This is a genomic window from Amycolatopsis sp. NPDC023774 (genome assembly GCF_040639695.1).
Taxonomy (GTDB): Bacteria; Actinomycetota; Actinomycetes; order Mycobacteriales; family Pseudonocardiaceae; genus Amycolatopsis.
Window position 1 is genome coordinate 47635 of sequence record NZ_JBFAAJ010000039.1, and the last position, 11110, is coordinate 58744.

The window sequence follows — 11110 nt, forward strand, 5'->3', positions numbered from 1 at the left end:
CTGACGATGCTAGGGACGAAGATCGGGCCCGGACAACGGGCCGGGCGGTTCCTGTCCCAGGGCCTGTCCCGCGATTACGCCAATCGCGTGGCTCGCCTCCCGGACGCACCGCCGCCCGCTGAAAAAGCCGTCGACCGGCGTGAACGGATCTCGGCGGGGAACGGTTCACCCAGGTCATCGGGGGTGCAGGAAGGGGCAGACGTGCGGTCCGAAGGGGCAAGCAGATTGATCAGAGGGTCCTATACCCAACACAGTGGACACCATGAGTGAAGCCCTGACCGACGTCGTGGCGGTCGTCGAGACCCGCCTGACCCACGACCTGCACCGCCGCGCCACCACGCTGCTGGCCGACGGCGCCGCCGACCCCACCGTGCCGCTGCCGGCGCTGGCCGAACTGCGCGACTTCCTCGTGCAGAACCTGCACCACCACCACGAGTCCGAGGACGACGAGCTGTGGCCGCTGATCACCGCCGTCGCCCCGGACGCCGGCCAGGGCCTCGCGGACCTCGGTGACGAGCACGACGAACTCGACCGCAAGCTCGACGCCCTGGCCGCAGTGCCGCTCGAGAGCGACGCCGGCCGTGAGCCGCTGCGCGCGGCGGCCGCTACCGTGCGCGACCTCATCCACCGGCACCTGGAACACGAGGAGCCGGTGCTGTTCCCGGCCCTGCGCGAGCAGCTGCCCGCCGAGAAGTGGGCGAAGTTCTCACAGCACGTGATCGCGACGGCCCCGCCGGTCGCGCCGCACCTCATGGTCGGCTTCTTCGACCAGGTCGGCACGCCGGCCGAGGTCGATGTCGTGCTGTCCGGGCTGCCTGAGCCGGTGAAGCCGCTGCTGCCCGCGCTGCGCCAGCAGGGAAAGCAAGCCCTGCAGGTCCTCGCGGGAGCCGGTGCGCCCGCCTGACCCCGCTGAGCAGGCCCGGTCCGGATGTCGCGGACCGGGCCTTGCCGCGTCGGCACGCCCGGTGAGCACACTCGCCCGGCCGGGTGATTCCAGTACGTCCCGGCGCACCACAGCCATGCGAACGGGCCGTAGGCGAAGCGCGCCAGCCAGAGGTGGCTGAACACCAGCTGCACCACCCAGATCGGCAGGCACAGCAGCAAAAGCAGCGCCGTCGGGATCGTCCGGAACGACCCGAGCGCGCCCACCATCACGAGCCCGAGGATCGCGTGGGTGAGGTAGCTTGTGAGCGCCATGCGGCCGTAGCGCTGCAGTGGCGGCAGCGCGGCGCGAAGCCGGTCCGAGCGCGGCAGCAGCACGAGCCCGCTGAGGTAGGCGACGGCCGGCACGACGGCGTGTCCGACAGCGACAACGCCCACACCCACAAGGCGATCATCGCGATCCCGGTCACCACGAAGTGCTTCCGGATCGCCGGCACGTGCTGCTCGTCCGTCAGCAGACCGGCGCGCAGCGCCCAGCACCCGAGCACGGTGTGGCCGAACGACTGGACCGCGACGCCGGTCGCCAGCCACGAAAACCTGGTCGATTCCGGTGCCGGCGTAAAGTCCGAGACGGTGCCGCTGGTGCTGGCGAGGTCGGCTCCGAATCCCACGACGAGGCCGACGGTGAGCAGAACCCGTTGCGGCGCCCGGAAGAGCAGCGTGAGCACGGCGCCGTTGAGCGCGTACACGGTGAGCACGTCCGGTGCGTGCGGTACGGTCAGGTTCACCAGGCCGAACACGAGCAGGATAACCATCCGGCGCAGGTGCGGTGCCAGAAGTTCCCTCGCCGCGTCATGTTCTCGTACTGGATGGCTGCGCTGACGTCGAAGAGGAACGCGAAGGTGAAGTGGCACTTGTCGAGCACCAGCAGATCGACGAGCCGGCTCGCCACCGTGTCCACCGCGACGTTTCGGGGGCGGGCCGGCCACCGGGACTGGTGCATGTGTAGACGCCCCGATGTTCACGATCCCGAGGAGATCCGACGTTGCCCGAACGCGCTACGCAGCACGATCATTTCGGTGATTGGCACGGGAACGGCTGGTCCGGTGGGGAAAACTGATCTACCGTCGCCGCGTGGAGTTCTATCCGTATCGCACCTTCACGACCTGCGGGCTGGGGGAGACGCGCCGGTTCGCGTTGTGGGAGCAGCACAACGAGGAGACGCTGGTGCGGCTCGCGTGCCGGACGCTCACGCAAGGGTCGTTCGAGGGCTGGGAAACGTCGCTGCGGGTCGGCGAGTTCAAGCTCGCGAACATCACCGCCACGGCGCACGTCGTGGAACGCGACCGGCGGCTGATCCGGCGTGACGAAAGCGGCCGGGTGGCGCTGTACTTCACGCTGTTCGGTGAGGCGTTCTTCTACCACGACCAGGGGATCCGGCTGCAGCAGCCGGGCACGCTGCTGGTGTGCGACCTCGACCACCCGTTCCTGCGCGGGTTCGCCCAGGGGCTGCGCGAATACGTGCTGATGGTCCCGAAGCCCACGTACGAGGAACTGACCGGCAGTGCCGCGCCCCTGACGCCGACCACGCGCCGGTTCTCCCTCACCGACACCACCGGCAGCCCGGCCGCGGAGCTGGCGCGCCTGCTGCGCGACCTGCTGGCCGCCCCGCCGCACGCCGGGCCCGGCGCGGAGGCGCGGATCCGCGCGCTGCTGGCCGAGCTGGCCGAGGGGGAGCGCCACCCGCTGGCCGCCGAACACCGCCGCCGCGTGCTGGCCCACATCGACGCCCACCTCGGCGACCGCGGGCTCACGACGTCGACGCTCGCAGCCGCGGTGGGGCTCAGCAACCGCCAGCTCACGCGCGTGTTCAGCCAGGGCGGCGTCGGCCGCGTGATCCGGGAACGGCGGCTGCGTTGGGCCTACGAGCAGCTCACCAGCGATCCGACCGCGCCGGTCTCGCGTGTCGCGCACGCGTGCGGGTTCGCCTCCCATGCCCATTTCTCGCGCGTGTTCCGCGAGCACTACGGCGTGGCACCGTCGGCGATCCGGTCCGCTTGACCGTGTCGGCCGTCTCTTTGCCTCCTCCGGCCGCGGCACCGGCACGCACCTTGCGCCGCCGCGATGCTGGCGTTCGGTAACCCAGAGAGGACTGCTGATGAGTGAAGCGCTGTCGCCCGGCCAGGCCGGGCTCGAAGAAGGTCTGGTCGAGGAGGTCGTGGCGTCGTTCGCGAACACGCCGAACGCGCGGCTGCGCGAGGTGATGACCTCGGTCGTGCGCCACCTGCATGCGATCGTGCGGGAGACGCGGCTGACCGAGCAGGAGTGGAACACGGCGATCGAGTTCCTGACGCAAACCGGGCACATCACCGACGACCGCCGCCAGGAGTTCATCATGCTCTCCGACGTGCTGGGCGTTTCGATGCAGACCGTCGCCGTGAACAACGAGCTCTTCGGGAGCGCGACCGAGGCGACCGTGTTCGGGCCCTTCTTCCACGAGGGCTCGCCCGAGGTGCCGAATGGTGGCGACATCGCGGCCGGCGCGCACGGGCAACCGTGCTGGGTCGAGGGCACGGTCACCGACACCGACGGGAAGCCGCTGCCCGGGGCCCGGCTCGAGGTGTGGGAGAACGACGAAGACGGCTTCTACGACGTGCAGTACACCGACGGCCGCGTGGCCGGGCGCGCCCACGTCTTCGCCGACGAGAACGGGAACTACAGCTTCTGGGCGCTCTCGCCGACGCGCTACCCGTTGCCCACCGACGGCCCCGTCGGCCGCATGCTGGAAGCCGCCGGACGCTCGCCGTGGCGGGCCGCGCACCTGCACTTCATGGTGACCCACGAGGGCCACCGCAGGCTCGTCACGCACATCTTCGTGAAGGGCGACGACCTGTCGGACGTCGTGTTCGCCGTGCGGGAGTCGCTGGTGCTGCCGTTCGAGCAGCAGCCCGCGGGCACGCCGACGCCCGACGGGCGCGACCTCGGCGACGCGACGTGGAGCCGGGTGCGGTTCGACGTGGTGCTGGCGCCCGAGCAGTAGGCGGGTCCGGTTACGTCCTGGTCCAGGTGATCACGACGTGAGGACGACTGCCGAGCGGTGGCCGGCGCCGCACCTCGGCGCGGCGCCGCTGGGAAAGAGTCCGATCGTCTGGTCAGGCGGCGCGCCCCACCCGGACGGGCACGCCGCCTTCCTGAACGTCCCCGTCGTCGCGGCGATCGGGTGTGTTCCAGCCGGACGACCTGCCACGGTCGTGGGCATGCGATTGCCTTCAGTGAACAGAAAAACGGCGTGGCGAGTGGCGTTGACGGCCGTCCTGGGCTTGACGCTCACCGCCGGGCACGCCGCTGCGGCCACGTCCGCGCCGGCGACCCGATCGTCGCTCACCCAGCCATCTGACGTTGCCGTGCCGCCGCCTGGTTCGGTGTGGGCCTCGTGGACTCACTCGCCCGACGAGCTGGCGGACCTGGTCCCGAAGGCGCGCCCGTCCGATGTGTCCTCACCGCGGGCCATCGTCACCGCCCTGCACGAGTCGCTGAACGGTCCACAGGGCAAGTGGAACAGCGACCGGCTGCGCTCGCTCGTCGTGCCCAACGTGGTGTTCATGTCGCTGGGGCAAAGCGACGCCGGCGCGACGACGATCAGCAACAACTCGCTCGCCGACTTCCTGCAGGCCGTCCAGGACGTGCACAACCAGTCCGGGTGGTACGAGTACGTCACCAAGGTCATCGACGTGTCGACGGTGGCGAAGAAGGGCGGCGAGCTGGCGATCGTGCACTACGCCGGCACCGCCTCGACCACGCCGCACGGGAAGCCCGTGGAGCAGGGTGAATCCCAGGCGTCGTTGCTGTTCGACGGCACCCGGTGGTGGGTCGTCAGTGACACGTGGTGAGGGGTTGCGGGTCCACCGAGATCAGCTCGCTCCGGCCTGAACTCAGATCCCGACGCGGCGGCGGTAGTAGTCGTGGGCGAGTTCGCGGATCTCGGCCACGACGCGCTCGTCGCCGCGCGGGTCGAGGCTGAACGCGAAATCCCACAGCGCGCCGACCATCTCGATCGCGATCCGGCACGTCATCGCGTCGACCGGCTCGCCCTTGAACTCCGTGGCCTTCTGCCGCCACAGCTCGGTGAGCGTCTCGCGGTAGTGGGCGTGGATGAGGACCACGTTGTCCGAGGCACGCCGGTCGAACCACAGCTCGCGCAGGCCCGGCCATTTCGCGAAGTGCTTGCGGTAGGAGGTGATGTTGGCGTCGAGCAGGTCGTGGAACGACTCGTAGCGCTTGCCGTGCACGCGTTCCACGGCCACGATCAAACCCTCCATGTACTGCGCGGCGACGGCGGCGATCACGGAGTCGACGTCGGGGAAGTAGTGGTAGATCGTGGCCGCCGAGGTGCCGGCGCCGTCGGCGATCGCGCGCAGCGTCACCTCGGGGCTGTGCGGACCGTGTTCGTCGATGAGCTTCGTGGCCGCTTCGACGATCTTCGCGCGGCGGGCGCGCCCGCGTTCCTGAGGGGGCAGCAGCTGCTGCCACGGTTGCTGCCCGGCGGTCACGCGGTGAGTTTACACAGCTCGAGTGCTTGACACGGGCAGCTTGCGCGCCCAATATTCAAACCCGATTCGGGTTCGACTATTGAGGTTTGGTGAGCAGTGGACGTCTACGAAGCGCTTTACACCACGCGGGTCATGCGGCGGATGAAACCCGACCCGATCGCGATGGAGAGCCAGTGCCGCATCCTCGACGCCGCGATCCGCGCGCCCAACGGCGGCAACGCGCAGCCGTGGCGGTTCGTGGTCGTCGACGACCCGGACCTGAAAGCTAAGCTCGCCGACATCTACGCGCGCTGCCGCGAACTCGAGTACGCCGACATCGTGGCGGGCCGGCTGGGCGTGGTGAAGTACCAGAACCGCGACGAGTGGTGGGAAACCACGCGGTCGCAGATCAAGCGCTCCGGTGACTACTTCGGGGAACACTTCGCGGAAACCCCGTTGCTGGTCTTCCTGTTCACCGCCGAAGCGCACTACGGCGCCAACGTGTTCCCGGCCGTGTGGAGCGCGATGCTCGCGGCGCGCGCCGAGGGTATCGGCGGCGTGCTGAGCACGTTGCTGCGGTTCGAGGAGTCCACGGTGTGCGAACTGCTGGGCGTGCCGGTGGACGAGGGATGGAGCCTCGGCGCGATGATGGCGTTCGGTTACCCGCTCGGCCGCTGGGGTGTCGCGGCGAAACGGCGTCCGGTGCACGAGGTGGCGCGGCGCAACGGGTGGGACGGCGCGTTCGGCGCCGAGGTCCCGGAACCCTTGTGGACGCCGGAGTCCTGAGGTTTCGAGGGGGTTTTCGTACACCAGGGGGGCTTGGTCGTTCGGAGGCAAGCTGTGCGGTTCAGAGCTCTGGTCCTGTCCTTCCTCGCGGTTCTCGTCGACGGGTTCGACACGGCCGCGCTATCGTTTTCCATCCCCTCGCTGGCGCACGAGTGGCACGCGACGGCCGCGGCGTTCACGATCGCGATTGTCGCGACGAACGTCGGCACGGTCGTCGGGTACCTCGCCGCCGGGCGGCTGTGCGCCCGCTTCGGCCGGCGGCCCGTGCTGCTGACGGGCGTCGGGCTGTTCGCGGTGGGCACGGTGCTGACCGCGGTGGTGCTGCCGTCGCATTCGATGGTGTTGCTGGCGCTGATGCGCCTGGTGTCGGGCCTCGGCCTCGGCGCGGTGCTGCCCGCCGCGGTTTCGTTCGCGGTCGAGCACTTCGCGCCCGAGTACCGCTCGCGGGTTTCCGTCGGGGTCACCCTCGGCCTCGCCGCCGGCGCGACGCTGGGCGGCTTTTTCGGCGGCAAGCTGATCACCGCCCTGGGCCCGACGGGCGTGTTCTGGCTGGCCGGCGCGGCGACGGTGGCCGTGTTCGTGGCGATGCTCGTGGGGTTGCCTTCCGCGGTCACCGTCGCCGTTTCCCCGCGCGGGGCTTCGGTGCTGCGGCTGTTCAGGTCCGAACTGCGCGCGAACACCGGGTGGTCGTGGGCGTACTCGTTCCTCGTGTTCTCCTCGTCGTACACGCTCATCTCGTGGGCGCCGACCCTGCTGACGAGCTACGGGTTCACCCGAACGCAAGCCCCGCTGGGCCTCGCGTTCGTCAGCCTCGGCGGCATCATCGGCGGCCTGGTGCTCATCCCTGTCGCCGCCCGGATCGGCATCATGCGCGCCCTCGTCGCGCTGCCCGCCCTCGGTGTGGTCTTCATGCTCGTCGCCGGGCTGACACACCTCTCCGGCACGCTGCTCCTGCTCTTCCTCACCATCGCCGGCATCGGCATCATCGCGGGCCACATCGGCCAGACGGCCCTCGCCGTCGCCCTCTACGACCTCGACGCCCGCACCACCGGCGTCGGCTGGTCCGCCGCACTGGGCCGCCTCGGCTCCGTCGCCGGTCCGGCAGGCGCGGGGTTGCTCCTGGCACTGGCGATGTCGGCGGGCAACATCCTGCTGGTGGCGACGATTCCGGCGCTGGTGGCGATGGGGTGTGCTTTCGTGTTGTGGCGCCGCAACCGAGGTGCGCAGGTTGCCGTGAGTGCTGCCACGGAGGTGGTGGCCGGCGAAGCTACGTCGGCGTGACTGCCAGCGCCCACCCCAATGACCGTCCGGGCATGGCAGGTACGGATCGGCATTGGACGGGCATGGCTCGGGACGCGACGATGGACGAAGATCGCCGCTGGCGAAGGGTGGCTGAAGTCGAGGACGACGCCCGTGGGTACACCACGCAGCACGTACGCGCCCACCGAACCGCACGCCTACCAGGTCACCGTCACCCGCGAGGGCAAATGGTGGATGGTGCATATCCGCGAGGTCGACGGGCTCACCCAGGCCCGCCGTCTCAGCGACGCACCTCGCATGGCCCGCGAATCCATCGCCGCCGCCCTCGACCTCAACCCCGAAGACATCACGGTCGACGTCCACGTCGAGTCGTACATCAGCTGGTAGGTCACGACTCGGGGTGCTCGGCGGCCTCGCGCAACGCCGCGGTGCGCTTGCCGATCTCCGCGAACGAGGGACTGGTTGGGGGCGGGGACACGGATTCAATCCAGTCCCCGGCCCCGATGCGGGGGACCATCTCACACCCACCCCCCAAGGCCGCGAGTCCCTCACGATCTCCGTCCGGCGCCGCATCGTATCCAGAGTCACCGACAACATTCGCAGCCGGCGCGGCGGGTAACGGGGCAGGCGGACGTGGCGATCCTCCTCTGGGAAATGAGGAGATCATGCGCAAAGTCCTTCTGGTCGGTGTTGCCCTGTTGGTATCCGCCTGTTCCACTTCGCAGGCGCACAGCGGGGATCGGGACGATTGCCTCCGGCCCGTGAGCACACCCCCGGCGGCGGTGTCGTCGACACCGTTTGCGCCGCCGGACATGTCTGAGTTCGTGCCGACCGAAGACGCCATGAAGCCGTTCGGGCTTGCCTGGCACCGCGACCCGGTGCCGTGGGTGATGAGTGCGAACGCGCCGATGAAGCTGGTTTGGTGGTGCGGCCGGGATCAGCCGCCGGAGGCCTGAGACTCCGGTGTCCGCGCCCGCGTCGACGCAACACGGACTCGGCATGTCGCGCGAGGATCAAGCCGCCGACCGACCGTCGCGGACCGGTGCGCAAGGCGGGCCTACCGCTCGGCGCATCGGGCTCCGGGGTGCTCCCGGGGGTCAGTCCGTGAGTTCGGCGGGTACTGCGATCACGTCGACGAGGGCGGTGTTGCGGAGCACGGTGACTTCCAGTTGCCGGCCGATGGCGTCGGAGAACAGGCGTTTCTGGAGTGATTGGGCGTCGGGGAGCTGGGTGCCGTCGACGGCGAGGACCAGGTCGGCCGGCTTGAGTCCGCTGCGGGCGGCGGGGCTGTCGGCCACCACCTCGACGATGCGTAGCGCGGTGCGCTGCCCGAATCGTTCGGCTTGGACCGGTGTCAGGGGCGCCGGGGTGGTCACCAGGCCGAGGTAGGCGCGGCGGACTCGGCCGTCGTGCATCAGTGCGTGGACGATGCGGTGGGTGGTGGCGTTGATGGGGACGGCCAGTCCGAGGCCGAAGCCGGCGACGGCGGTGCTGATGCCGATGATCCGGGCGTGGCTGTCGGCCAGTGCGCCGCCGGAGTTGCCGGGGTTGAGCGCGGCGTCGGTCTGGATGACGTTCTCGATCAGCCGCGCGGCGGTGCGGGTACGGGCTGGAATGCTGCGGCTGAGGGCGCTGACCACTCCGGCGGTGACGGTGCCGGCCAGGCCGAGCGGATTGCCCACGGCGACCACGAGAGAGCCGACGAGAAGGTTGTCGGCGTTGCCGTACTCCGGTGGAGCGGGGAGGTCCCGGTCGGCGCGGATCACGGCGATGTCGGAGAGGGGATCGCTGCCGACGACGTCGAAGCGCGCGACGGTGCCGTCGGCGAACTCCGCGGTGCCGTGGTCGCCACCGGAAATGACGTGCGAGTTGGTGATCAGGTGGGATTCAGCGGTCAGGACGACGGCCGACCCGGCGGACTCCCCGTTACGGGAGCGGACGGTCAACGCCGCGACGCGGGGTGTGAGCTGCGCGGCGACGGAGGTGACGATTGCCGAGTAGGCGTCCAGTGCGTCCGGCTCCGCCTTGTCGTTGTCCATATCGTGCAAACGCGTCGCGCCGGGTGTCGATTCCGTGGTTCACCGTCAGCGAACGCCGCCTCGGCCGAGTGGCGTCGACCCTATGGCAACGAGGTGAACGACCTCCGTTCCACCGCAGGCTTGAGCACCGGGCCGGCGCGGGTGAGGATCGAGGCATGATTGGTGACCGGTGGGGTGTCAGCGACGGCGAGATCATGCGCTCCTACCCGTGCGATGACTTCGTCAGCTCACCCGCGCTGGAGGCATGGCGGGGCGTGGGTGTGCAGGTGCCTTCCGAAGCGGTGTGGCCCTGGGTCGCACAGGTGCGGCTTGCGCCCTACTCGTACGACTGGATCGACAACCTGGGTCGCCGCTCACCTCGCGAGCTGCTGGACCTTCCCGAGCCGCACGTCGGTGAAAAGTTCACGAGCGCCGGCGGGCGCAGACTGGGCCGGATCGTCTCGGTCGACCCGGGGAAACAGCTGACCGGCGTCATCATGGGCGCCTTCATGTCCTATGTCCTCGTGCCACAGCATCCCGACACGACACGCCTGCTGTTCAAGCTTGTCATGCAAACCAACCGCTGGGTGGCACGCGGGCTGTCTGTCGGCGACCTGATCATGGCCCGACGGCAGTTGCTCAACCTGAAGCTGCTCGCGGAGCGCCACCGCCTCGCACCCGAGCCGGACACAACGATGTGAGTGCGGCTTGTTTCCGAGCCCAACGCCGCGGCCGTTGAGGTTGGAGAAGTGCGTGCCGTGGCCCGCCCAGTTGCTCGAGGCCGCCCCGGCGGGCCTTGTCCTGTAGGCAATCTGGCGGACGACCGGAAGACAGCCGTTCCAGGGCGACCGGGCCCGCTTAACTGCCGTGAACTGCAAGCGTGAAATCCCGGATCTGGTTCCAGCCGACCTGTTGTAGGGGTCCCGGGGCGGACTGGCGCTCAGGACCTGCCTGCCGACGTCTGTGAGTGAGTCCACCAGCGCTTCGACGTCGCCGCGAGTGATCTGGTGACGGACGAGCAGGCGAGTCCACCCGTCGGGGGTGTGCTCGCCGATCGTGGCGGTGGCCCAGTTGTTGGAGTCGTGGTCCTTTGGCGCCGTCACCCGCTGAACGGCGATTCCAGATCTCGGGTGGCGCCTGGGCGACGAGGTGATCCGCTCGTGTGGTGGCGAACCCGCCGGCGGGCACGGCGTGACTGCGGGGGACGGCGACGACGTAGCCGATGTTGTGCTGTTCCAGCCGGGATCGGGACTTGTTGGCTTGGCCGTAGGCTTCGTCAGTGGTCACCCATCGTGCGGGGGCACCGGCCGCGAACGCGCGGGCGGGCATCGCGTTGGCCAGGGTGGTCTTCGTCGCGAACTCGATCTCGTCCGGCGCCGCCGCATCGCGACAACGCTCGTGGTCGGCGATCCAGGATTTCGGCAGATGTAGCTCGCGATCGGTGAGAGTGCGTCCTTTCGTTGTGGTGCAGGCGAGCCGAGTTGGCAGTTCTCGATTTGCTGTACGACGTCGCCGCACGCGGGACCGGCGGAAAACCGAGCTAGTGGTCGCGCCTGTTAGTTGGTCGGGGGTTCGATCCAGGCGGTGTGGTCGTTGAGGTAGAGGCCGCAGGCACAGTCGAGGGCTTCCTCGGGT

13 protein-coding genes and 1 pseudogene are annotated in these 11110 nt (G+C 69.4%); 9 read left to right on the plus strand and 5 right to left on the minus strand.

Translation table 11 applies throughout. The annotated features are described in order from the left end of the window. Positions 1 to 262 precede the first annotated feature (262 nt). Positions 263 to 904 (plus strand): hemerythrin domain-containing protein, encoded by a 642-nt coding sequence (locus tag AB0F91_RS41605; RefSeq protein WP_360607079.1) that lies wholly within the window; start codon positions 263 to 265, stop codon positions 902 to 904. 149 nt (positions 905 to 1053) lie between these two features. Here AB0F91_RS41605 and AB0F91_RS41610 read toward each other — a convergent pair. Together AB0F91_RS41610 and AB0F91_RS41615 are read right to left on the minus strand one after the other, a co-directional pair. Next, positions 1054 to 1473 (minus strand): annotated as a pseudogene (locus AB0F91_RS41610) (DUF418 domain-containing protein); the annotation flags it as partial. 193 nt (positions 1474 to 1666) lie between these two features. Next, positions 1667 to 1885, minus strand: a complete 219-nt coding sequence (locus AB0F91_RS41615) for a hypothetical protein (RefSeq protein ID WP_360607081.1) — start codon at positions 1883 to 1885, stop codon at positions 1667 to 1669. A gap of 131 nt (positions 1886 to 2016) precedes the next feature. Here AB0F91_RS41615 and AB0F91_RS41620 point away from each other — a divergent pair, with 131 nt between their 5' ends. The 3 genes from AB0F91_RS41620 to AB0F91_RS41630 all read left to right on the plus strand — a co-directional run bounded on the left by AB0F91_RS41620 (position 2017) and on the right by AB0F91_RS41630 (position 4772). Continuing rightward, positions 2017 to 2943 carry a helix-turn-helix domain-containing protein gene (locus AB0F91_RS41620; protein ID WP_360607083.1) on the plus strand — a complete coding sequence of 309 codons (927 nt, stop codon included), beginning with the start codon at positions 2017 to 2019 and terminating at the stop codon, positions 2941 to 2943. A 97-nt stretch (positions 2944 to 3040) separates the two neighbouring features. Beyond that, positions 3041 to 3922, plus strand: a complete 882-nt coding sequence (locus AB0F91_RS41625) for a dioxygenase (protein WP_360607085.1) — start codon at positions 3041 to 3043, stop codon at positions 3920 to 3922. A gap of 232 nt (positions 3923 to 4154) precedes the next feature. Next, on the plus strand, positions 4155 to 4772 hold the full coding sequence (locus tag AB0F91_RS41630; RefSeq protein WP_360607087.1) for a hypothetical protein: 618 nt from the start codon (positions 4155 to 4157) through the stop codon (positions 4770 to 4772). Positions 4773 to 4814: 42 nt separating this feature from the next. Here the strand turns inward: AB0F91_RS41630 and AB0F91_RS41635 are convergent, their stop codons facing one another. Continuing rightward, on the minus strand, positions 4815 to 5432 hold the full coding sequence (locus tag AB0F91_RS41635) for a TetR/AcrR family transcriptional regulator (RefSeq protein WP_360607089.1): 618 nt from the start codon (positions 5430 to 5432) through the stop codon (positions 4815 to 4817). Positions 5433 to 5528: 96 nt separating this feature from the next. Here AB0F91_RS41635 and AB0F91_RS41640 point away from each other — a divergent pair, with 96 nt between their 5' ends. From AB0F91_RS41640 to AB0F91_RS41655, 4 genes are all read left to right on the plus strand, one after another. Further along, positions 5529 to 6197, plus strand: coding sequence for a nitroreductase family protein (locus AB0F91_RS41640; protein ID WP_360607091.1), 669 nt, complete (start codon positions 5529 to 5531; stop codon positions 6195 to 6197). Between the two features lie 54 nt (positions 6198 to 6251). Continuing rightward, positions 6252 to 7478 carry an MFS transporter gene (locus AB0F91_RS41645; protein ID WP_360607093.1) on the plus strand — a complete coding sequence of 409 codons (1227 nt, stop codon included), beginning with the start codon at positions 6252 to 6254 and terminating at the stop codon, positions 7476 to 7478. Between the two features lie 132 nt (positions 7479 to 7610). After that, positions 7611 to 7844: a hypothetical protein gene (locus AB0F91_RS41650; RefSeq protein ID WP_360607094.1), complete on the plus strand. Its 234-nt coding sequence runs from the start codon at positions 7611 to 7613 to the stop codon at positions 7842 to 7844. 278 nt (positions 7845 to 8122) lie between these two features. Further along, positions 8123 to 8413, plus strand: coding sequence for a hypothetical protein (locus tag AB0F91_RS41655; RefSeq protein WP_360607096.1), 291 nt, complete (start codon positions 8123 to 8125; stop codon positions 8411 to 8413). Between the two features lie 141 nt (positions 8414 to 8554). Here AB0F91_RS41655 and AB0F91_RS41660 read toward each other — a convergent pair whose 3' ends face one another. Next, positions 8555 to 9496: a trypsin-like peptidase domain-containing protein gene (locus tag AB0F91_RS41660; RefSeq protein WP_360607098.1), complete on the minus strand. Its 942-nt coding sequence runs from the start codon at positions 9494 to 9496 to the stop codon at positions 8555 to 8557. 155 nt (positions 9497 to 9651) lie between these two features. On the opposite strand from AB0F91_RS41660, the gene AB0F91_RS41665 reads away from it, so the two are divergent. Then, positions 9652 to 10176 carry a polyketide cyclase gene (locus AB0F91_RS41665; protein ID WP_360607100.1) on the plus strand — a complete coding sequence of 175 codons (525 nt, stop codon included), beginning with the start codon at positions 9652 to 9654 and terminating at the stop codon, positions 10174 to 10176. Between the two features lie 157 nt (positions 10177 to 10333). Here the strand turns inward: AB0F91_RS41665 and AB0F91_RS41670 are convergent, their stop codons facing one another. After that, on the minus strand, positions 10334 to 10993 hold the full coding sequence (locus tag AB0F91_RS41670) for a transposase (protein WP_360607106.1): 660 nt from the start codon (positions 10991 to 10993) through the stop codon (positions 10334 to 10336). Positions 10994 to 11110 lie beyond the last annotated feature (117 nt).